This window comes from Streptomyces africanus, assembly GCF_030816955.1.
GTDB lineage: Bacteria > Actinomycetota > Actinomycetes > Streptomycetales > Streptomycetaceae > Streptomyces > Streptomyces africanus.
The window spans coordinates 5,141,406-5,162,799 of sequence record NZ_JAUSYP010000001.1; the positions used below are offsets into that span (position 1 = coordinate 5,141,406).

At 73.1% G+C, this 21,394-nt stretch carries 16 protein-coding genes; 6 read left to right on the plus strand and 10 right to left on the minus strand.

What is annotated here, in order from left to right:
- Positions 1 to 81 precede the first annotated feature (81 nt).
- Complete coding sequence (gene recQ, locus QF034_RS23950) at positions 82 to 2,187, plus strand: DNA helicase RecQ (RefSeq protein WP_307176888.1); 2,106 nt, start codon at positions 82 to 84, stop codon at positions 2,185 to 2,187.
- 45 nt (positions 2,188 to 2,232) lie between these two features.
- Here recQ and QF034_RS23955 read toward each other — a convergent pair whose 3' ends face one another.
- From QF034_RS23955 to fahA, 8 genes are all read right to left on the minus strand, one after another.
- A complete protein-coding gene (locus tag QF034_RS23955) occupies positions 2,233 to 5,049 on the minus strand; it encodes a fumarate reductase/succinate dehydrogenase flavoprotein subunit (RefSeq protein ID WP_307176889.1) in 2,817 nt (938 codons plus the stop codon).
- 11 nt (positions 5,050 to 5,060) lie between these two features.
- Positions 5,061 to 5,858: an ABC transporter ATP-binding protein gene (locus QF034_RS23960; protein ID WP_307176890.1), complete on the minus strand. Its 798-nt coding sequence runs from the start codon at positions 5,856 to 5,858 to the stop codon at positions 5,061 to 5,063.
- Entirely contained in the window at positions 5,842 to 6,729 is an 888-nt protein-coding gene (locus QF034_RS23965; RefSeq protein WP_307176891.1) for an ABC transporter permease, read from the minus strand. The genes QF034_RS23960 and QF034_RS23965 overlap by 17 nt, the downstream gene beginning before the upstream one ends.
- A complete protein-coding gene (locus QF034_RS23970) occupies positions 6,726 to 8,072 on the minus strand; it encodes an ABC transporter substrate-binding protein (RefSeq protein ID WP_307176892.1) in 1,347 nt (448 codons plus the stop codon). The genes QF034_RS23965 and QF034_RS23970 overlap by 4 nt, the downstream gene beginning before the upstream one ends.
- A 30-nt stretch (positions 8,073 to 8,102) precedes the next feature.
- A complete protein-coding gene (locus QF034_RS23975) occupies positions 8,103 to 8,330 on the minus strand; it encodes a 4Fe-4S dicluster domain-containing protein (RefSeq protein WP_003992261.1) in 228 nt (75 codons plus the stop codon).
- 33 nt (positions 8,331 to 8,363) lie between these two features.
- Positions 8,364 to 9,152 (minus strand): GntR family transcriptional regulator, encoded by a 789-nt coding sequence (locus QF034_RS23980; protein WP_307176893.1) that lies wholly within the window; start codon positions 9,150 to 9,152, stop codon positions 8,364 to 8,366.
- Positions 9,153 to 9,292: 140 nt separating this feature from the next.
- Positions 9,293 to 10,231, minus strand: a complete 939-nt coding sequence (locus QF034_RS23985; protein ID WP_307179960.1) for a M56 family metallopeptidase — start codon at positions 10,229 to 10,231, stop codon at positions 9,293 to 9,295.
- A gap of 289 nt (positions 10,232 to 10,520) precedes the next feature.
- Positions 10,521 to 11,732: a fumarylacetoacetase gene (fahA, locus tag QF034_RS23990; RefSeq protein WP_307176894.1), complete on the minus strand. Its 1,212-nt coding sequence runs from the start codon at positions 11,730 to 11,732 to the stop codon at positions 10,521 to 10,523.
- Between the two features lie 310 nt (positions 11,733 to 12,042).
- Here fahA and QF034_RS23995 point away from each other — a divergent pair, with 310 nt between their 5' ends.
- The 5 genes from QF034_RS23995 to QF034_RS24015 all read left to right on the plus strand — a co-directional run bounded on the left by QF034_RS23995 (position 12,043) and on the right by QF034_RS24015 (position 19,182).
- Entirely contained in the window at positions 12,043 to 13,302 is a 1,260-nt protein-coding gene (locus QF034_RS23995; protein WP_307176895.1) for a DegT/DnrJ/EryC1/StrS family aminotransferase, read from the plus strand.
- Positions 13,295 to 15,541 (plus strand): lipopolysaccharide biosynthesis protein, encoded by a 2,247-nt coding sequence (locus tag QF034_RS24000; RefSeq protein ID WP_307176896.1) that lies wholly within the window; start codon positions 13,295 to 13,297, stop codon positions 15,539 to 15,541. Before QF034_RS23995 ends, QF034_RS24000 begins: the two co-directional genes overlap by 8 nt.
- Positions 15,542 to 15,695: 154 nt before the next feature.
- Positions 15,696 to 17,597 (plus strand): glycosyltransferase, encoded by a 1,902-nt coding sequence (locus QF034_RS24005; protein WP_307176897.1) that lies wholly within the window; start codon positions 15,696 to 15,698, stop codon positions 17,595 to 17,597.
- Positions 17,594 to 18,034: a hypothetical protein gene (locus QF034_RS24010; protein WP_307176898.1), complete on the plus strand. Its 441-nt coding sequence runs from the start codon at positions 17,594 to 17,596 to the stop codon at positions 18,032 to 18,034. The genes QF034_RS24005 and QF034_RS24010 overlap by 4 nt, the downstream gene beginning before the upstream one ends.
- Complete coding sequence (locus QF034_RS24015) at positions 18,031 to 19,182, plus strand: glycoside hydrolase family 26 protein (RefSeq protein WP_307176899.1); 1,152 nt, start codon at positions 18,031 to 18,033, stop codon at positions 19,180 to 19,182. The genes QF034_RS24010 and QF034_RS24015 overlap by 4 nt, the downstream gene beginning before the upstream one ends.
- Before the next feature lie 13 nt (positions 19,183 to 19,195).
- Here the strand turns inward: QF034_RS24015 and QF034_RS24020 are convergent, their stop codons facing one another.
- Positions 19,196 to 19,951 carry a polysaccharide deacetylase family protein gene (locus QF034_RS24020; protein WP_307179961.1) on the minus strand — a complete coding sequence of 252 codons (756 nt, stop codon included), beginning with the start codon at positions 19,949 to 19,951 and terminating at the stop codon, positions 19,196 to 19,198.
- Positions 19,952 to 20,094: 143 nt separating this feature from the next.
- Positions 20,095 to 21,384 (minus strand): glycosyltransferase family 2 protein, encoded by a 1,290-nt coding sequence (locus tag QF034_RS24025; protein WP_307176900.1) that lies wholly within the window; start codon positions 21,382 to 21,384, stop codon positions 20,095 to 20,097.
- Positions 21,385 to 21,394 lie beyond the last annotated feature (10 nt).

Here is a 21,394-nt window from a genome sequence, read left to right on the forward strand (position 1 = left end):
CTGTGGATAACTCCGGGGCTGTCGGTGCGGGCGCCTATGGTGGACGCAGTGGTCGAGGGGCGACGTACGGGGGACGGAACGATGGGCGCTACCGGCGGGACGGGTGTGATGACGGAACTGGACGCGGTGACGGAGACCGGGGCCGGGGTCGGTGCGGGCAGTGGCCCCGCCGGGCCCCTCGGCGCCGACGCGAGCGAGGCGGTGGCCGCGCTGCGCCGGGTCTTCGGCTACGAAGCCTTCAGGGGTGAGCAGGAAGCCGTCATCGACCACGTCGTGGCGGGCGGTGACGCTGTCGTGCTCATGCCGACCGGCGGCGGCAAGTCGTTGTGCTACCAGATCCCGTCCCTGGTCAGGCCGGGTACGGGGGTGGTCGTCTCCCCGCTCATCGCCCTGATGCAGGACCAGGTGGACGCGCTGCGGGCGCTCGGCGTACGAGCCGGGTTCATGAACTCCACGCAGGACTTCGACGAGCGGCGGATGGTCGAGGCCGAGTTCCTCGCCGGCGAGCTGGACCTGCTGTACCTGGCGCCGGAGCGGCTGCGGCTGGAGAACACGCTCGACCTGCTCTCACGCGGGAAGATCTCCGTCTTCGCGATCGACGAGGCGCACTGCGTGTCCCAGTGGGGCCACGACTTCCGGCCGGACTACCTCGCGCTGTCACTGCTCGGCGAGCGCTGGCCGGACGTACCGCGGATCGCGCTCACGGCGACGGCCACGCGTGCGACGCACCAGGAGATCACCGAGCGGCTGAACATGCCGGCGGCCCGGCACTTCGTGGCGAGTTTCGACCGGCCCAACATCCAGTACCGGATCGTGCCGAAGGCGGACCCGAAGAAGCAGCTGCTGAGCTTCCTGCGCGAGGAGCACGCGGGGGACGCGGGCATCGTCTACTGCCTGTCGCGCAACTCGGTCGACAAGACGGCGGAGTTCCTCAGCCGCAACGGCATCGAGGCGGTGCCGTACCACGCGGGCCTGGAGGCGGGCACGCGCGCGGCCCACCAGTCCCGCTTCCTGCGGGAGGACGGCCTGGTCGTGGTGGCGACCATCGCCTTCGGGATGGGTATCGACAAGCCGGACGTCCGCTTCGTCGCCCACCTCGACCTGCCCAAGTCGGTCGAGGGCTACTACCAGGAGACGGGCCGGGCCGGGCGGGACGGGCTGCCGTCGACGGCCTGGATGGCGTACGGGCTGAACGACGTCATACAGCAGCGCAAGCTGATCCAGTCGGGCGAGGGCGACGAGGCGTTCCGGCGACGGGCCCAGGCCCACCTGGACTCGATGCTGGCGCTGTGCGAGACGGCCCAGTGCCGCCGGGGCCAGCTCCTCGCCTACTTCGGCCAGGACCCGGACCCGGCCGGCTGCGGCAACTGCGACACCTGCCTGACCCCGCCGGAGACCTGGGACGGCACGGTCGCGGCGCAGAAGGTGCTGTCGACGGTGGTGCGTCTCCAGCGGGAGCGGGGGCAGAAGTTCGGCGCGGTGCAGATCGTCGACATCCTGCTGGGCAAGCGGACCGGCAAGGTCATCCAGTTCGACCACGACCAGCTGTCGGTGTTCGGCATCGGTGACGATCTGACCGAGGGCGAATGGCGGGGCGTCATCCGGCAGTTGCTGGCCCAGGGGCTGCTCGCGGTGGAGGGCGAGTACGGCACGCTGGTGCTGACCGAGGCGAGCGGGGCGGTGCTGCGGCGGGAGCGTGAGGTGCCGTTGCGGAAGGAGCCGAAGAAGCCGGTGACCTCCCGGTCGGGGTCCTCGTCGTCCTCGGGCTCGGGGCGGGGCGAGCGCAAGGGCAAGACGGCCGCCGCCGAGCTGCCCGAGGAACTCCTGCCTGCCTTCGAGGCACTGCGCGCCTGGCGGGCAGAGCAGGCTCGCGAGCAGGGCGTCCCGGCGTACGTCATCTTCCACGACGCCACGCTGAGGGAGATCGCCACGGTGTGGCCGAACTCGGTGGCCGAACTCGGCGGGATCAGCGGGGTGGGGGAGAAGAAGCTCACGACGTACGGGGAGGGCGTGCTGGAGGTGCTCGCGTCACTGGGCGGGCCGGCAGGCTCTGCTCCTGCGGGCGACTCGCCCTCGTCTCAGGCGTCCGGCCAGGCGCCGGCCCACGCCGCCGCCGGTCAGGACGCGGGGGAGCCGGACCACTGGCCGGAGACGGACGCGGAGCCGGAGCCCGACGACTGGATATAGGGCCGGGCTCCGGCCGAGGTCACAGGGGGTGGGGAGCCGGGCCGGTCACAGCGCCCGTCCCGCGTACGCCCTGACATCCGCGTCGGAGTCCGTCGTCGCCGTGGCGAGGGCCGCCCGGGCCTCGTCGGTGGCGCGGTGCCGGGTCAGGGCCAGGACGGCGGCCTTGCGGACATCGGCGTTGGCGTCCGCGAGGACCTTGGCGAGGGCGGGGACGGCCACGGTGGGGTCGGCGACGGACAGGGCCGTGGCGGCTCCGGCCCGGACCTGCCAGGCCGACTCGGACAGGGCTGCCACCGCGCGTGCGGTGAGGGGCTCGGGGCAGCCGGTGGTGCCCAGTGCTCCGTAGGCCGCTGCGCGGACCAGGGCGTCCGGGTCGTCGAGGAGGCCGGTGAGGGCCGCTTCGATGGCGTCGGTGGCGGGATCGGCGGCGGCCGTGGTGTCCTGCGCCGGCCGCTCGGCACCCACCGTGGCGAGGCCCTTGGCGATCGCCACCCGGACCTCGCGGGACGGGTCGCCGGCCGCCGCCCGCGCCAGTTCGCCGGCGGCGTCGACCGACACGAGGGCGCGCACGGCCTCGATGCGGACGGCGATCTCGGAGTCGGCCAGGGAGACCGCGAACAAGGCGGCGTCCCCGAGGCGCAGGGCACGCAGGACGTCCAGCGCCGCGGCGCGGACCACCGGGTCCGGCTCGGCCAGGGCGGCGGCGAGGCCGTCGCGCAGGTCGGGCTCGGCCGGGAGCGTCTCGACGAGCTCGCGCAGTGACGCTGCGGCGGCGGCACGCACCTCGGCGGCGGTGTCGCGCAGAGCGGCGGCGAGGGCGGTCCCCGTCCCCGGCGGCAGCGTCTCGGTGAGCACGGCGACGGCCTCACGGCGGACGGCGGGCACCGGGTCGGTCAGGTAGGGGAGAAGGGCGTCGAGTTCGGGCTCCTCGTCGGCGAGGGCGACGAGTTCGAGGAGGCGGGCGGCGGACCGCTCGCCGGACGGCGCGGTGGGCGAGGCATGCGGAGCCGAAGCCGCCTCCGGCTCCGCCGTCCCCGCCCGGGTCGCCACCGGTGCCAGATCCCGCGACCCCGCCGTCGCCACGTCCTCGGCGTGGACCTCGCCGAGGGAACGGGACAGGCCGCCGACGGGGGCGAAGCCGTCGACCGGAACGAGATAGGGAGCCACGGGACGGGCCGTGAACTCCATCGCACCAGAGGGGGACTTGTGCAGATCGAGATGGTGGAACCAGGACGCGTCGTCGCTAGCGGGGTGGTCGAGGCGGTCGTGGTAGAGGCCCCAGCGGGACTCCGTGCGCGCCAGGGAGGACCGCGCGGCCATCTCCGCGCAGTCGCGGATGAAGGTGACCTCCGCGCAGCGCATCAGCTCGTGCGCGGTGCGGGCGCCCATCGCGGCGATGTCGTCATGCATCCGCTCGAACGCCTCCAGGGCCAGCGACAGCCGGGCACCGGACTTCGGCGGTGCCACGTAGTCGTTCACGAAGCGGCGCAGCTTGTACTCGACCTGGGGCTGCGGGGGGCCGTCGGGGTTGCGCAGCGGGCGGTAGATCAGCTCGTGCGCCTCCCGGAGCTGCTCACCGGGCAGCTCCCCTTCGTACGCCGAGTACTGGGACGCGTCCGCGCCCGCCAGGTCGCCGAAGACGAACGCTCCGATCATGTAGTTGTGCGGGACGCAGGCCAGGTCGCCGGCCGCGTACAGGCGGGGGACGGTCGTGCGGGCGTGGTCGTCCACGCGGACGCCGGAGGCGGAGTGGCCGCCGCACAGGCCGATCTCGGAGATGTGCATCTCGACGTCGTGGGTGCGGTAGTCGTGGCCGCGGCCGGAGTGGAAGGTGCCGCGGGTCGGGCGTTCGGTCGAGTGGAGGATCGTCTCCAGGGCGGAGACGGACTCCTCGGGGAGATGGCTCAGCTTCAGGTAGACCGGGCCCCGGTCGGACGCCACTTCCGCCGCGAACTCGGCCATCATCTGGCCGGACCAGTAGTCGGAGTCGACGAAGCGTTCGCCGTGCCGGTTGACCTGGTAGCCCCCGAAGGGGTTGGCGACATAGGCGCAGGCGGGGCCGTTGTAGTCCTTGATCAGCGGGTTGATCTGGAAGCACTCGATGCCGGTGAGCTCGGCGCCCGCGTGGTAGGCCATGGCGTAGCCGTCGCCCGCGTTGGTGGGGTTCTCGTAGGTGCCGTAGAGGTAGCCGGAGGCGGGCAGGCCGAGGCGGCCGCAGGCGCCCGTCGCGAGGATCACCGCGCCGGCGCGGACCTGGACGAACCGCCCCGTGCGGGTGTTGAAGCCGGCCGCCCCGACAGCTCGCCCGTCCGCCGTGAGGACCCGCACCGGCATCACCCGGTTCTCGATGCGGATCCTCTCCCGCATCTCGCGCCGCCGCAGCTGCCGGTACAGGACCTTCTTGACGTCCTTGCCCTCCGGCATCGGCAGGACGTAGGAGCCGGAGCGGTGGACCTGGCGGACCGCGTAGTCGCCGTGCTCGTCCTTCTCGAACTTCACGCCGTACGACTCCAGCCGCTGCACCATGCCGAAACCGCGGGTGGCGGTCTGGCGGACGGTGGACTGGTCGACGATGCCGTCGTTGGCGCGGGTGATCTCGGCGACGTAGTCGTCGGGTTCGGCGCGGCCCGGGATGACCGCGTTGTTGACGCCGTCCATGCCCATGGCGAGCGCGCCGGAGTGGCGGACGTGGGCCTTCTCCAGGAGCAGCACGTTCGCGCCGTGCTCGGCGGCGGTCAGGGCCGCCATGGTGCCGGCGGTGCCGCCGCCGATGACGAGGACGTCGCAGGTCAGTTCCTCGGCGTCGGTGAGGGACGGGACGGCCAGGGGAGTGTCCGCAGGGGGGTTCACGGAGGTGGTCACCGGGGTGCCTTTCACGTACCGAGCGAGGTGAGGACGTCGCGCCGCAGGGCCAGGCGCGCCGGGTCGTCGTGCGCGCCGCGCTCACGCGGGCGGGGCACGTCCCGCACGGCGACGAGGCCGCCCGCGCCGAGCAGGGCCACGCGGTCGCCGAGGAAGAGTGCCTCGTCCACGTCGTGGGTGACGAAGACGACGGTCGCGCCGGTGCCGTGCAGCACCTCGACCAGCAGGTCCTGCATGCCCGCGCGGGTCTGGGCGTCGAGCGCGCCGAACGGCTCGTCCATCAGGACGGCGCGGGGGCGCGCGGCCAGGGCGCGGGCCAGCTGGACGCGCTGGCGCTGGCCGCCGGAGACCCGGTGCGGCAACTGCCGTGCCTGCGTGCCGAGCCCGACCCGCTCCAGCCAGGCCTGGGCCTGTTCCCGGCGCTGGGCGCGGGGCACGCCGCGGATGGCGAGGGGGAGTTCGACGTTGGCGCGCAGGGCGCGCCAGGGGAGCAGGGCGTCCTCCTGGAAGACCAGGGCGCGGTCGGCCGAGGGGCCGGTCAGCGGGTGCCCGTCCTGGGTGATCTCCCCGGCGAGTGGCGGCAGCAGACCGGCCAGGGTGCGCAGGAGGGTCGACTTGCCGCAGCCGGAGGGGCCGACGACGGTGAGGATCTCGCCGGGGGCGATGTCCAGGTCGACGCCGTCCAGGGCGGGCGCGCCGGGGCGGCCGAGACGGGCGCCGGACAGCGTGAGCCGGGTGCCGCGGACCGGAGCGCCGGCGGCGACGCCCTCGGGCGAGGCGCTCAGGACGGATTCAGACGAGGTGCTCATCGCGTGCCTCCTCGGATGCGGGCCCGCCGGGTACGGCGGCGGGTGCGGCCGGCGCGGGTTTCGCGGACCGGACGGACCGGGCGGGCCTGGGCGGCCGGGCGCCTGGGGCGTGCGCGGTGCGGGGCAGCCAGCGGGTGAGGCGGCGGCCGAGCAGCTCCACGGCCGTGGAGGTGACCCAGCCGAGCACGCCGATGGTGACCATGCCGACGAAGACGCCCGGGTAGTCGACGACGGTGTAGTCCTGCCAGGTGCGGTAGCCGACGCCGTACTGGCCGGAGATCATCTCGGCGGAGATCACACAGATCCAGGACACGCCGATGCCGACGGACAGGCCGCCGAACACCCCGGGCAGCGCACCCGGCAGGACGACGGAGCCGAGGATCCGCCACCGGCCGCCGCCCATGGTGCGCACGGCCTCCTCCCACGTGGGGGTCAGGTCGCGCACCGCGTGCCGGGTGGAGACCAGGACCGGGAAGAAGGCGGCGGCGCAGGTGATGAAGACGATGCCCTGTTCGTTGGACGGGAACAGCAGGATCGCGACGGGGACGAGCGCGATGGCCGGGATCGGTCGGATGACCTCCAGCAGGGGGCCGAGCAGGTCCTCGGCGAGGCGCGAGCGGGCCACGAGCACGCCCGTGGCCACGCCCAGGACGGCGGCCAGCAGGAAGCCGGTGAGGATCCGGGTGAGGCTGTCGGTGAGGTCCGTCCAGTAGTCCGGCCCGGACAGCCGAGCGGCAAAGGCCCGGGCCACGTCGGTGACCGTCGGGAACTGCGAGAAGCGCAGCCACAGGTCGACATTCAGGCTGGTCAGCGCCTGCCACAGGCCGAGGGCGGCGGCCAGCGAGAGCACCCGGAGCACATAGCGCCTCACGACGCCCGCTCCAGGGCGTCGGCGTACGGGACGACCCGCGCCCCGCCGTGCCCGGCGACGTACGCCTGCGCGGTGTCGGGGGCGACGAAGGGCAGCAGCTTGTCGCCGTCGGCCACCCACACGGCCTTGTCGGCGAACCACAGGGTGCCGGTGGTGGTGTCGGGAACGTAGGCGGCGCGCAGGGCGTCGCGGTGCCCGGCCACGTAACGCAGCAGCTGAGAGGGGGAGTTGAAGGTGACGGTCTTCGAGGCGCCCTTGGGCCAGGCCTCGCTCGCGGCCGGTGCGGGCTTCGCGGCGAGACGCTCGGCGTACGCCTTCGATCCGAGGGCCTTCTTCACGTACTGGTCGTCGACGAAGGAGTCGACGTCCACGTCGCCGGTGAGTTTCGCCGACTTGAGGACCGAGACGTCCTGCTTCAGCGCGGAGACGAGCCGGGGCTTGATCGCCGGGTCGAAGGTGGCGATGCCGTGAGCGCCGTTGTAGAGGTAGACGACCTCGGCGGGCAGGCCGGTCGCCTTCGCGACCTTCTCGGCGGCGTCCACCGGGTGGTCGTTCAGGTAGTCCGTCGCCTCCGCCTGGGCCTTCAGGAACGCCTCCAGCACGGCCGGCCGCTCTTTCGCGAAGTCCTCGCGGGCGGTGACGCCATGGAAGGTGGGCAGGTTCAGCCGGGCGCCGTCGTAGATCGCCTTCGCCTTGCCCTGGTAGGCGAGCAGACCCGGCCAGGCGACGAACTGCGACAGCGCGTCCGTGCTGCCCGCGGCGAGGGCGGAGGCGCCGACGGAGGGCTGCTGGTTGAGCTTCTCGATGCCGCCCTCGGGATCGATGCCGGCGCGCTGGAGGGCCCGTACGAGGGTGCCGTCGGCGGCCGAGCCGACGCTCGTGGAGACCTTCTTGCCCTTCAGGTCCTTCAGCGAGTTCAGCTTCGAACCGGGCGCGGTGACGATGGTGTTGAGGCCGCCGCGCAGGTTGTAGCCGGTGACCGAGACCAGCCGGGTCGGGTTGTTCAGCTGCTTGCCGCGGGCCGCGTTGATGAGCAGCGGGAAGTCGCCCATCGAGCCGATGTCGATCTTCCCGGCGGTCATCTGGGCGGTGATGGGCGCGCCGGTGGCGTAGTCCTGCCAGTCGACCTTGTAGTGGACGCCGTCGTGCAGGGAGTTCAGCTGCTTCTCGAAGGAACCGAGGGAGCGGAGCAGGGTGCCCGCCGTGACGGTGTTGATCGTCCTGGACTGGTAGCCGACGGTGACGGTGACCGTGGAGCCGCTGCCGGCCTCGGCGTCACCGCCGCAGGCGCTGAGCGGGAGCAGGAGGACGACGGCGGAGACGGCGACTGCTGTGCGTTTCACGGAGGTTCGGGACATGGGAGTTCGGGCCTCTCACCGGAGCAGATAGGGCATGTTGACCGTGACGGCTCCGGTGGGGCAGCGGGCCGCGCACGGGCCGCAGTACCAGCACTCGTCGACATGCATGTACGCCTTGCCGTTGCGCTCGTCGATGGCGAGGGAGTCCAGCGGGCACATGTCCACGCAGAGCGTGCAGCCGTCGATGCACTTCGACTCGTCGATGGTCACGGGCACGTCGGCCCGCTGGGGCGCCAAGGGCATGGATGTCTCCAGGAGAGTGCGCGAGCGGGTGGGTTACTGGGAGCGGTGCAGCAGGCCGCTCATGGTGATGCGGTCGCCGCGGAAGCGGATGAACTCCAGGTCGACCGGGCGGCCGTCCGCGAGGTGGGTGAGGCGTTCCAGCATGAGGACGGCGGCGCCGCGCGGAGCCTCGAGCACGGCGGCCGAGTGGGTGTCCGCGCTGACCGCTTCCAGGGTGATCTCGGCGTGGCCGAGGCGCCGGCCGGTGACGGCTTCCAGAAGGCGGAAGACGTCGGTGTTCTCCAGGTCGGCGCCGAGCAGTTCGGTGCCGATGTCGAGGGGGATGTAGGTGAGGTCGAGGGACAGGGGGAGGCCGTTCAGGCGGCGCAGGCGTTCGATGTAGAGCACGTCGGTGCCGGGCGCGAGGCGGAGGCGTCCGGCGACGGGCGCGGGTGCCGGGGCGGGGCCCATGGTGCGGACCTCGTTGGTGACCCGGCCGTGTTCGCGGAGGGTTTCCGCGAGGCCCATCAGACGGTCGAGGCCGTGGGGGTACTTGTGGGCCACGACCACGGTGCCGACGCCGGGCTGGCGTGCCACGAGGCCCTCGGCCCGCAGCAGGTCGAGCGCCTCGCGGACCGTGTTGCGGCTGGTGCCGTAGTCGGTGGCGAGGGCCGACTCATGGGGGAGGGTGCCGTTGGGGAAGGCGCCCGTGAGCAGTTGCCGGCGGAGCAGATCGGCCAGCTGCCGGGCCCGGTCGGCGCGCAGCCGTCGCCGCGCGCGGTGGGCGGCGACGGTGGTCGCGGCTCCCTGGCCGGCGTGGTCTCGGATGCGGTCGCTGGGCATGGCTCGGACCATACCTATCCGATAGGAAAAGTAGTGTTGCGGGAATGTTGCGCCATCGGAAGCGCGACCGGGTGGGCTGCTGAGCTGGACTTTCGGCGGGCCGGTCAGGAGATCCGCCACCGACCCCCGCTCCGGTACGGCTACGACAGTGCAGTCAGACCCGGCGCGAACACGATCAGCAGAGGCAGCAGCGGTACCAGCGCGGCCGTGGTGGTCGTCAGGGCCCGGTGCCGGCGGCCCAGCCGGGGCGGCGGTTCCAGGAGCCGGTCGACCCGCTCGCCCAGCAGGCGGTGGCTGGAGGCGCAGGACAGGACGCCGCGGTGCTGGTTCAGCTCGATCAGCGCCAGGGCCGTGGTCAGGTGGCCGCAGCGACGGGAGGCCGTGTCGTCGGCGGCCAGTTCGACCAGGCGGTGCGTCTGGTCGCAGAAGTGGGCGAACAGCGGGATGCGGGGAAAGCCCGTGGCCAGGGCGGTGGACAGGTGCAGCAGCCAGTCGTGGCGGGCGCGGGCGTGGCCGCGCTCGTGGGTGAGGACGGCGTCGAGCTGGTGGTCCGTGAGGCGGTGCAGGGCGCCCGTGGTCACGATCAGCTGGGGCGGGTTGCCGGGCATCCACCAGGCGTCGGGGTACTCGTCCTCCAGGACCAGGAGGGGGCCGCGGGCGGCGGGCAGTCCGGCCGGCAGGTCGGGGGCGCGTTCCCGGAGGTGCGCGCGGGCCTGCGTGCGGCGCCGCCGCGCCTCGACGAGTTCCCGCGCGAGCATCGCGGTCGTCCAGGCGGCGCCGCAGGCCAGCAGCACGGTGAGGGCGGCGGCCCACGGCGGGGCGGTGGACAGGTCGTACGCCGCCGTCACCGCGGCCGGAGCCGGGGCGAAGAGCTGGGCGCGGACCGTGCCGAACACGGCGGCGGCGCCCAGGGCGAGTGCCGTCACGCAGCACAACAGGACGGTGGCGACCAGGCACTGCCACACCCACAGCCCGACCACCGGTTCCCGCTCGGGCCAGGCGGCCCGGGTCAGCGCGCGGGGAACGGGGACGGCGGCCGTCACGGCGACAACGCTCAGCAGGAGCAGGCAGACGGTCATTGCCACGGGCTCCGGTTCCTGGTCGGAAGAGGGGCGGCTACGGGTCGTGCGGGAGAGGGCGGCTGCTGTGCGCAGCGGTGACGCGGTCGACGTACACGACGCGCCCGCTGACGAGTGCGCCGGACGTGCCGTGCACCGCGCGCCTGCGGGCACACCGCCCGAACCCAGTATGACGGTGCCGGGCGGTGTGAGTCAGGGGTCGAGCGCCATCAGAAGAGCGGCAAGGGGCGACTGTCGGCCAGATCCGGGCCCCAGGGGGTGTCCGCACGGTCCCGCCCGCCCCGCACCGTCAGGCCGGCACCACCTGCCCCGTCACCTCGCCCAGCCCCACTCGCACACCGTCCGGCCCAGGGGCCCAGGCGGACAGGGTCACCACGTCGCCGTCCTCCAGGAACGTCCGCTTGCCGTCGGGGAGTTCGAGCGGGTCGCGGCCGTTCCAGGTCAGTTCGAGGAGGGAGCCGCGCTCGCGGTCCGCCGGGCCGCTGACCGTGCCCGAGCCGTACAGGTCGCCGGTGCGCAGACAGGCGCCGTTGACGGTCATGTGGGCCAGTTGCTGGGCGGCCGTCCAGTACATGGTGGAGAAGGGCGGCTCGGAGACGACGTGGCCGTTGACGGCGACGCTGATCCGCAGGTCGTAGCCGCCGGGTTCCTCGTCGCTGTCGTCCAGGTAGGGCAGCAGCGCGTGCGTCCGGGCCGGCGGGGTCACCCGGGCCTCCTCCAGGGCGTCCAGCGGGGTGATCCACGCCGACACCGACGTGGCGAAGGACTTGCCGAGGAACGGGCCGAGCGGGACGTACTCCCAGGCCTGGATGTCGCGCGCGGACCAGTCGTTGAGGAGGCAGAGGCCGAAGACGTGTTCGCGGAAGCCGTCGAGGGACACCGGCGCGCCCATCCGGGACGGCACGCCGACCACGAAACCGACCTCCGCCTCGATGTCCAGGCGCAGGGACGGGCCGAAGACCGGAGCCGGGTCCGCGGGCGCCTTGCGCTGGCCCGCGGGGCGTACGACGTCCGTGCCCGAGACGACGACCGTGCCGGAGCGGCCGTGGTAGCCGATCGGCAGGTGCTTCCAGTTGGGGGTCAGGGAGTCCTCGGCGTCGGGGCGGAAGATCCGGCCGACGTTCCGGGCGTGGTTCTCGGACGCGTAGAAGTCGACGTAGTCCGCGACCTCGAAGGGGAGGTGCAGCGTCACCGAGGACAGGGGGTGGAACATCGGTGCGAGGGTCTCGCGGTGGGACGGCACGGTCACCCACGCCGTCAGCGCCCGGCGGACGTCCGACCAGGCCGTGCGGCCCGCGGCCAGCAGCGCGTTGAGGGTCGGCCGCGCGAGCAGGGAGGCGTACGGGGAGCCGAGCGCGTGGGCCGCCGCGCCGGCGTCCAGGACGTGGTCACCGAGCCGGACGCCCACGGTCCGGCGGGAGGAGCCGGGGAGGGAGAACACGCCGTACGGCAGGTTGTGCGGGCCGAAGGGGTCGCCCTCGGGGACATCGAAGGGGGGCATCGGGTGCTGCCTCGCTTTCGGGTGTGCCGTGTCGTCGCCACGTGTTCGTGGTCGTGCCACACGTTACGGGTGGCACACCGGTCCTGGGCAGTGTCCGAGGAGGCCGATACGGGCGAACGGGGCAGGTGGGCCCGGGTGGGGCCGGACGGTGCGACTCGGGCGCGGCGGACGGGACGTCACATCCGTACGAGCCGGAAGTTATCCACAGGACGCGACGCAATCTTGACGGAGCGGTGCGAACGGGGCGACTCTGGGCGGGTGCCGGAAGGCCTCGGGGAGGGGGCGTTCCGATGGCACACCAGGGGGGCGGATGGCCATTGGGGAGGCCGGCGCGGGCTCGGTGCGGCGTGGCGTGCAGCCGAAGCGGCTGGAAGAGACCATGCGCGTGCGGCTCGGCCGGGAATGCGTGTATGTACCGTCGTGCCGTTTCGGGTTGTACGTGGCGCTGCGCCACTGGTGCCCGCCCGGCGGACGCGTGCTGATGTCGCCGGTCAACGACGACGTCATCTTCTTCGTCGTGCTCGCGGCCGGACTGCGCCCGGTGCAGGCGCCGTTGAACCCGCTCGACGCGTCCATCGACATCGATGCCGTGCCGGACGAGACGTGGAGATCGGTGTCCGCCGTGCTCACGACGAACCTGTACGGGAACCCGGACCCGGCACCGAGTCTCAGGCGGAAGTGCGACGCGCTGGGGATCCCGCTGTTCGAGGACGCGGCGCACGCCATCGGCAGCCGGGTGGGGGACCGGCCGGTCGGGGCGTGGGGCGAGGCCTCCGTGTTCAGCCTGTCCAAGCACGTCGGGGCGAAGGCCGGGGGCATGCTCTCCCTCGCCGACCCGGGGCTGCGGGACGCGGTGGAGAAGACCTGCGCGGGGCTGCTCACGCCGCGCCGGCAGGGCTCCGAATTGGCCTATGGGATCCGGCCGTACGCGGAGGCGGCGGTGCGCGGGCTGCGGCTGCGGCGCGCCGCCTGGGCCGCGATCCGGCTGCTGGGGCTGGCGGACCGCGAGGAGATCCGGATGCCGCTGCGCCCGGACGAACTCGCGCGGGCCGCCCGCCACGCGCCCGGGCTCGACGCCCACCACCCCTGGGTACGCGTCGACATGCACGACTACCGCCAGGAGTCCGGCCGGCTGCGGCTGCGGCGCGTCGGGCGCAGGCTCGACCGGCTGGACGAGGTGCTGGACGCCTGCCGGGCGGGCACGGAGCTGCTGCTGTCCACACCCTGGGCCAAGACCCGTGACGGGCACGGCACGCAGCCGCTGTTCCGCGTCCCGCTGTTCGTGGCCGACCGGGACGCGGCGATCGCGGCCCTGGCACGGCGGGGCATCATCGTCGGCTACCTCTACGACCCGCCCCTGGACGACTACGCCGGCGAGCGGTTCACCGACCTCTCACCGGCCCCCGAGGCGGCCCGCTGGTTCGCGCGGCACGCGCTGCCCGTGGACCCGCTGCGGGCCCGGACGGTCGTGGAGGTGCTGGAGCGGTCCGGGGCACGGCCGGCCGAGGCGCCGGGAAAGCCACCGCGCGGCAGGCCGGCACCGGGAGGGCTGGGTCAATTCCGTGGCTGAGATCCAGGTGCACGAGCCCGCCGCCACGCGCGCCGACGGCGGACCGAAGCCTGCCGCCGACGAGCACACGCACGACTCGCTGTTCAAGAACGCCTACTTCCTCATGCTCAGCACCGGCGTGTCCGCCGTCCTGGGCCTGGGCTTCTGGCTGGTGGCCGCCCGCTACTACTCCGAGGAGGCCGTCGGCCAGGGCTCCGCCGCCATCGCCGCGATGCGGCTCCTCGCCAGCATCACGGCGACGACGATGATCGGCGCCGTCGTGCGTTTCGTCCCCCGCGCGGGCCGGGAGACCGGGCGCCTGGTGTGGGGCATGTACGCGGCCAGTTCGCTGGTCGTGGCGCTCGCCGCCGCCGTCTTCCTGCTCACGCTCGACGCGTGGGGGGCGTCGTACGCCCCGCTGGGCACGCCCATGGCGGGCGCGGTGTTCGCCGCGGCGTGCGTGGCCTGGGCGCTGCTCACGCTCCAGGACGGGGTGCTCACCGGACTGCGCAAGGCGGAGTGGGTGCCGGCCGGGAACGCGGTGTTCTCGGTCGGGAAACTGGGCCTGCTGGCCGTCTTCGCCGGCACGCTGCCCGTCCTCGGCATCTTCGTCTCCTGGGCGGTGGCGATCGCGTTCTCCACCCTGCCGCTGGGCTGGCTGATCTTCCGCCGGCTCATCCCGCGCCAGGCCGAGCTCGACCGCGAGAAGGAGCCCCCGAAACTCCGCGACATGGGCCGCTTCCTGGCCGGGGACTCGCTGGGCGCGCTGTTCAGCCTGGCGATGATCAACCTGCTGCCGGTGATGGTCGCGGTCCGCTTCAGCGCCGCGGAGAACGGCTACTTCTACGTGGCGTACACGGTCGGCGGCACGATGGAGTTCATGGCCATCAACATGGCCTCGTCCCTCACCGCGCACGCCTCCCACGACCCCCGGCAGCTCGCCGACGGCGTCCGGGGCGCCCTGCGGCGCATGACGCTGCTGCTGGTCCCGGTCGTGCTGGTGCTGGTCCTCTTCGCCCCGTACATCCTCACGCCCTTCAGCCCGGACTACGCCGAGCACGGCTCGACCGTGCTGCGGCTGCTCGCCCTCGGCGCGCTGCCCCGGGTCGTGGTGGAGTTGTACATCGGCGTACTGCGCGTGCAGGGGCGCACAGGTGTGCTCGCCGCGCTCCAAGGCGCCATGTGCGCCCTGGTGCTGGGCAGCGCGGCCGTGCTGTTCACCCCGGCCGGGATCGCGGGCGCCGGCTGGGCGGTGCTGCTGAGCATGACGCTGATCGCCGTCGTCTCCACGGCCGGGCTGCGCGCGGCCCTGCGGCACAACGACAGCGCGCCCGCGGCCCGTACGCCCGCCGACGCCTCCCACTCCTCCTACGGCACCCGCTGGGCGAAGCTGAACGCCACCGCCGGGTACGGCACGACCTGGGCCCGCCGGGCCGCCCACCAGCCCAAGGAGGGCGACGAGGACACGGTCACGCTGTTCATCGGGCGTCCCGGATACGAACGGGAGGCGCTCCAGGCGGACACGCTGGCGCTGATCGTGCGGCCGGAAGGGCCGACCAGGGAGCCACCGCACCACGAGGTCGCGGAACCGGACCAGGAGCCGCAGGAGCGGCGGCTGAGAGGCGCCCTCTGGAGCCTGCTCGGCGTCGCCACCGTCTTCTTCTGGGCGCCGTTGCGCGACCTGCCCCGGCTCGACCACGCCACCGAAGCGGCACTGACCGGGCGCCAGTTGCTGGACGGCCTGCCGCTGCCGTCGCTCACCGCGGGAGGCCTGCTGCTCGTGGTGTTCGTCGCCGCTGTCACGCTGTGCACCCGGCGCGACCCGTGGCTGCCCGGCGCGGCGCTGTACGCCGCCCTGCTCGCCCTGTACGCCGCACCGGCCGCCCTCGGGCGGGAACCGCGGCCGGTGGACGGGGCGTTGTATGAGAAGACGGCCGGCTTCCTCGCGGACGCGGTCGGGCTCGACGGGCCCGAGCCGCTGCTCCGCTGGGCGCCGCCGGTCTGCCAGCTGCTGTGTCTCGTACCGCTGTGGCTGCTGCTCGCGAGCGCGGGCGGACGGCTGCCGTGGCCGGGGCGCTGGGGGGTTCTGTATCTCGTCGCGGTCGGCGGCTGGGTGTGGCGTGAGGCGCTCGCACCGGTCGCGCCGCCCCTGCTCGCCGTCCTCGTCGTACTCGTCCTGCTCCTGCCGCTGTGCCGCCGTGCCGCGTCGGCCCTGGGGCCAGGGCACCGCAGAAGTCCCAACGACCGACCCAGCGCCTGACCAAGCTCCAGAGAGAGCCGAAGAGAGCCGAACAGGGCCGAACAGGACCTAAGAGAGCCCAAGAGAGCCGAACCGCCAGGGGGGAACCACCGTGCGTCCGCCAGTAACTCCGAGGGGGAGAGCCACGCCGGAACCCACACCGGCACGGGACGGCGTGAGCACCCCCGGCAGCAGCCCCGAGACCGCCGGCCAGTCCTCCAGCTCCTCGTCCTCGGAGTCGTCGAGTCCGGCCCATGAGCCCGTGACGGATCTGTCCGACCTGCCCCCCGCCTGGTCCGGGCGGCGCGCCCTGACCTGGCCCGGCGTTCCGCTGCTCGTCGCGCTCGCCCTGTGGGCGTACGCCATGCGGCACACCGACGTCTCGCGGCTCGACGACTACGGGCTGGTCACCGCGCTGCACCCGGCCTTCTGGGCCGGCCTCGTCGTGCTCACCACCGGCTTCTGGTTCACGGTCCGCGATCCGCGCCGGGCGGGCGCCTGGGCTGCGGCGTACGTCCTCGGGCTGCTGGTGATGGAGCGGGCCACGCAGGCCGTGCTCTACCCGACCCCGCTGTACGCCTGGGCGTGGAAGCACGAGGCGGTCATCGACCATCTGCTGACGGCAGGCGGTCTGCAGACGGCCGACCAGGTCGGCGACATGGCGGTGTACGACCAGTGGCCCGGCTTCTTCGCCGCACAGGCCGCCCTGATGCGGCTGCTGGGCGTGGACTCGGCGGCGATGTTCATGGCCTGGTGGCCCCTGGTCTCCAGCCTGATGCTGCTGCTCCCGCTGCTGCTGATCTACCGCACCTTCACCGAGGACCGACGGCTGATCTGGACCGCGGTCTGGCTCTTCTACGTCGCCAACTGGGTCGGCCAGGACTACTTCTCCCCCCAGTCCGTGGCCTACGCGCTGCATGTCGGCGTCCTGGCCCTGGTCCTGCGCCGCTTCGGCAGGTCCGCCGTGCGGGGCGGGCGGCCCCGGCAGGCCGTGTGGACGGTGATGCTCGTCGTCATGGTCGTGGCGATCGTCATCTCCCACCAGCTCACCCCGGGCATGCTGGTCGTCTGCCTTCTCGCCCTGTGCCTGAGCCGCCGCTACCGCGACTGGGTCCCGGTGGTCACGACCGTCGTGATCTTCCTGGCCTGGTGTCTGACGGCCGCGCTGCCCTTCCTGTCCGCGGCGATGCCGGACATGATCCGCTCCGTCGGTGACGTCGGCGCCAACGTGGAGACGGGGTACGGCGCCACCCCGACCGGCACCGGAGCGATCGCCACCTCCTGGGCGGCCCGGCTGCTGTCCGCCTCGGTCCTGCTGCTCGCGGCCGTCGGCGTCCTGCGCCAACGGGTGCTGCGGCACCGGGCCCGGCCCCTGCTGCTGATCGCGGCGGCCCCGCTGCCGATGTTCGCGGCGAGCAGCTACGGCAGCGAGATGATCTTCAGGGTGCTGCTGTTCATGCTGCCCGGCGCCGCGTTCTTCGCCGCCGCCGCGCTGCTGCCCAAGGTCCGCACGCTGGCCGCCGACGCCGCCGCGAAGGAGGCCGGCAACCGGCAGGCCGCCCCCCTGACGACCCGCAGACGTGGGCTCGGCACCTGGGCGGGGCTGGCCGCGCTGCTCGGCGGAACCCTGGCGTTCGTCCCGGCCTACTCGGGCAAGGACCGGATCAACTACTTCCCGCCACAGGAAGTGGCCCTCGTAAGGCAGCTCTTCGACCAGGCGCCCGACGGCTCGCTCGTCGTGGCGGCCAACCGCAACTACCCGCTCGCGTACGCCTCCTACTGGAGCGTCGACCACTACTGGTTCCTGGACGACGCCCGCAGCCACGTCGACCGGATCGTCCGGAACCCGGCCGGCACACTCGCCGGTGACATGGCCGGGGTCGAGCGGCCGGCCCGGGCCTACTTCCTGCTCACCCAGGGCCAGTCGGCCAACTCAGAGATGAACGGACAGCTCGACCGGGCGCAGCTGGACCGCATCCAGAAGTCCGTCGCCGCCTCACCACGCTTCCAGCTCGTGGCGGAGAACAGCGCCGGATGGCTCTACGTACTGAAACAGGGCGGGGGAGCGGAGCGATGACGCCGCAGGAACTCGTGGTCCGGATGCTGCCGCCGTTCAGTGGCTGGCTCGCGCTCGCCGCCCTCGCCCTGCCCGGCGGATCGCCGCTGCGGGGCGCCGCCGTCGCCCTCTTCCTGGCGGCGGGCCCGGGCGCGGCCATGGTCAGAGTCTGCGCTCCCGCGCTCGGGGAGCGGCCCGCCGAAGGTCCCGTCGAGCGCCGGGACCCGGGCTTCGCCCGCCACTCCGGCCTGCTGGAGCGCCTGATGCTGGTGCTGTTCCTCAGCATCGGCGCCGTGATGCTCGTCGCGACCGTGCTGATCGCCACGCACGCCTTCAGCGCACAGCGGGTCCTGCTGACACTGACGCTGCTGACCACACTCGCCGCGTTCTGTCCGCCGCTGCGCGCCTCCCCGCCGCCGAGGACGACACCGAGGACACCGAAGGGTTCTGCTCAGTGAGGTTCAACCGTCCGCACCGTCCCTTTCGCCGCAAGCCGACCACGACCGGACAGCACCGCAGGAGGCCGCAGTTACACCAGGAGCAGCCGTCCGCCGGCCCGTTCACATCGAGCCGGCGCCGTCTGCTGATCACGTCCGCCACGATCGTCAGCGCGGTCCTGGTCGGCGTACTCGCCCTCCGGAACGCCTCCGGGCCGGACCAGGGAGCCACCGTTTCCCAGGCGGACTGCCGCCCCACGGCGCTCCTGGAACCGCCCTGCGGCGCCTGGTTCGGGGCGTTCGTGCCGCACGAGCGGGACGACCTGCCGGATAAGGTGCGCGCCTACGAGAAGCGCGTCGGCCGCGAACTCGACATCGTGTACACGTACCACGACATGTCCCTGCCCGAAGGCACCCGCCGCGAGGGCCAGTTGCTCACGCCGGAGGAGCAGCGCGTCGGCGAGGACCACCTGCTGCTGCTGTCCTGGGAGAGCAAGTGGTGGGGCGGCACGAAGGAGCAGCAGCCGACCTGGAAGCAGATCGCCTCCGGCGAGCTGGACAGTACCGTCATCGACGTCCAGGCCGAGCGCGTCAAGGACTACGGCAAGAAGGTGTTCCTCTCCTTCGACCTGGAGATGGACACCCGCACCCCGGCCAACGGCACCCCCGCCGAGTACGTGAAGGCGTACCGGCACATCCACGACCGGTTCCGCGAACTGGGCGTCGACAACGTGGTGTGGACGTGGATCACCACCGGCTACCTCGACCACGCCGACGAGATGAAGCGGATGTACCCCGGCGACGAGTACGTCGACTGGATCGGCTACAACCAGTACAACTACTACCGCTGCCACAACACGGGCTGGCGCACCTTCGCGCAGACGCAGCACTCCGTGCACGACTGGATCCGCGAGCACATCTCCGACGACAAGCCGCTCATGCTCTCGGAGTTCGGCACCGCCGCGGACCCCTCCCGCCCGCAGCGGCAGGCCGAGTGGTACGCGCAGGTGCCCGGCGTGCTGAAGGGCCTGGACGGCGTCAAGGCGGCCCTCCAGTGGAACTACCGCGACCCCGGGCCGCACTGCAACCTGGCCGTGGCGAACGACGCGGCTTGGGACAGCCTGCGCAAGGCGGTCGCCGAGCCCTACTTCAACCAGCCGCTGAAATGACCCCTCAGCACCCTCAGCCCGCGAACTCGGGCCCGTGCACCACCGCGCGGGCCCGCCGGTACCACCGCCAGGCGATCGTCTTCGGCCCGTCCCGGTACGGCGCGACCCGGGCGCCCGCACCCGCCAGCCAGGCCTCGACGTCGGCGACGGTGTGGGTACGCCGGACGATGAGCCGGGCGATGCGGTAGCGCTCGTCGCGGTCGGAACTGAGCGCGTGCCGCACGGCGGTCGCCGTCTCGTAGCCGGCCCGGGCCGACATCGCCCGCACGCGCGGGCTGTTGTAGCCGTGCGGATAGGCGAGATGGCGGACCTCGTGTCCGAGGGCGTCCTCCAGCACGGCCTTCGACGAGCGCAGTTCGTACGCCAGGTCCTTGCCGGACAGGGTGTCGAGCTGCGCGTGCGTGACCGTGTGGCTGCCGATCTCCATGCCGTGACGTTCCAGCTCCGCCGCCCGGTCCAGGGTCATCATCGGCGCGGGCGGCAGCAGACTGCGGCCGCCCGGGGCGATGGCGCCGGTGGTGAGATAGGCGGTGGCGGGCAGCGCCCGCTTCGCCAGCGCCTCGGCGGTGGGGCCGGGCAGGTCGGCGAAGCCGTCGTCGAAGGTGAGCAGCACGGGCCGGGGCGGCAGGGGCGCGCGCCCGGTCAGATGGTCGGCGATCGCGCTGATCGTGACGGGCGTACGGCCGCTGCGGACCACGGCGTCGAGATGCGCGGCGAACTGCTTCGGCGTGACCGTGAACTCGGCGATCCAGCCGGGCGGATCATCCATCACGGAGTGGTACAGGAAGACCGGGATGGCCGGGGAGCCGACCGCACCCGGTGGCGATATCGGCCCCTCGGCGTCCTGCGCACCCCGCTCCGCCCGGCCTCTGCCGTCCCCCTGCCCCTCGTCCCGCGTACGTGCCGACGTCCTCATCCCGCCCCCTCACCACGCGTGCGAAGCGCCCGCCGCGCGCGCAGGTAGCCGACAGGTCCGTACACCATCCCCCGGCGCTGCAACCGCGACAGCCGCCGCGGCCAGGGATGCGTCCGCGTGTCGTGGTCGCCCGGCGCCCCGCCGCCCTCCGTCGCGCGGACGGCGGTCAGCGCGCGGGCGCGGGCGAGGCCCCGGGGCAGTTTCGCGAGGAACGCCGGCAGCAGCGCGGGCCGGTTCACCAGCACCGCGGTGAGATACGCGGTGAGGCCGGCGCCGTAGCCGTACGCCTGGGTCTGAAGGTCCTGCCAGGTCTCCCGGTGGTGGTGCCACACCAGTGCGGACGGGGTGTAGCGCAGCCGGTGGCCCTCGGCGAGGACACGGACGAAGCCGTAGAGGTCGTCGCCGCCCCGGGCGGCCGTGCCGGCACCGGTGGCCGGGTCGAAACCGCCGACGGAACGCAGGACGGCCGTCCGGAAGGCCATGTTGGCACCGGAGCCGAACCGCCCCGCCGTGAACGGGAACAGCGGCTCGTCGCCCGGCGGCCGCGCCGGGTCGTACGTCCTTGGAGTGAAGCCTTTCGCGAAGCCGCCGTGGCTCTCCAGCAGCACCTGGGCCGGGGTGGTCAGCCGCGCGGGCAGGATCAGCCCGGTGCTGCACCCGAGCCCGGGGTCGGCGGCGAAGGGCGCGGTCAGCTCGGTCAGCCAGCGCGGGTCGGCGACCACGTCGTCGTCCGTGAAGGCGACGACCTCGCCGCGCGCGGCCGCGAGGCCCGTGTTGTGCGCGACCGCGAGGCCGGGCACCGGCTCGCGGACGTACCGCACGCGCTCGGCGTACTTCCGCTCGACGAGCTCCCGCGTCTCGCTCGTCACCGGAGCGTTGTCCACGACGACGATCTCGAACCGCGGATGGTCCTGCGCCAGCAGCGAGTCCAGCGCCCGGGCCAGCTGCCCGGCACGCTCCCGGGTCGCGACGACGACACTCGCGTACGGAGGCTCGCAGACCTCGGGAGCTTGCCACGACCGCGCCCGCTCCCCGAGCACCGCCTTCGCCCGCTCCGCGAGCACCGCCTTCGCGTCCGGCCCCTCCGGCACCCGCCCGAGCAGCGTCCCCACGGGCCGCCCGCCCCGTCTGACCAGCACGAACACCTCGCCGTGCGTCACCGGCGGGCTCCCCGGGCCCGGTCTGAGCACCGCTTCGTCACCGTCGAGGTCCAGCTCGGCGACCTGTACCGCCTCGATGTCCAGGAACCGCCGTATCTCCTCCTGCGCCCGTGCCGAACGGGCCATGGGGCCCCTC

Coding starts and splice junctions, on each gene's coding strand:
- QF034_RS24025 (WP_307176900.1), bottom strand. CDS start 21,384: ATGGCCCGTTCGGCACGGGCGCAGGAGGAGATACGGCGGTTCCTGGAC.
- QF034_RS23980 (WP_307176893.1), bottom strand. CDS start 9,152: ATGCCCAGCGACCGCATCCGAGACCACGCCGGCCAGGGAGCCGCGACC.
- QF034_RS23985 (WP_307179960.1), bottom strand. CDS start 10,231: ATGACCGTCTGCCTGCTCCTGCTGAGCGTTGTCGCCGTGACGGCCGCC.
- fahA (WP_307176894.1), bottom strand. CDS start 11,732: ATGCCCCCCTTCGATGTCCCCGAGGGCGACCCCTTCGGCCCGCACAAC.
- QF034_RS23960 (WP_307176890.1), bottom strand. CDS start 5,858: ATGAGCACCTCGTCTGAATCCGTCCTGAGCGCCTCGCCCGAGGGCGTC.
- QF034_RS23975 (WP_003992261.1), bottom strand. CDS start 8,330: ATGCCCTTGGCGCCCCAGCGGGCCGACGTGCCCGTGACCATCGACGAG.
- recQ (WP_307176888.1), top strand. CDS start 82: ATGGGCGCTACCGGCGGGACGGGTGTGATGACGGAACTGGACGCGGTG.
- QF034_RS24010 (WP_307176898.1), top strand. CDS start 17,594: ATGACGCCGCAGGAACTCGTGGTCCGGATGCTGCCGCCGTTCAGTGGC.
- QF034_RS23995 (WP_307176895.1), top strand. CDS start 12,043: ATGGCCATTGGGGAGGCCGGCGCGGGCTCGGTGCGGCGTGGCGTGCAG.
- QF034_RS24020 (WP_307179961.1), bottom strand. CDS start 19,951: ATGGATGATCCGCCCGGCTGGATCGCCGAGTTCACGGTCACGCCGAAG.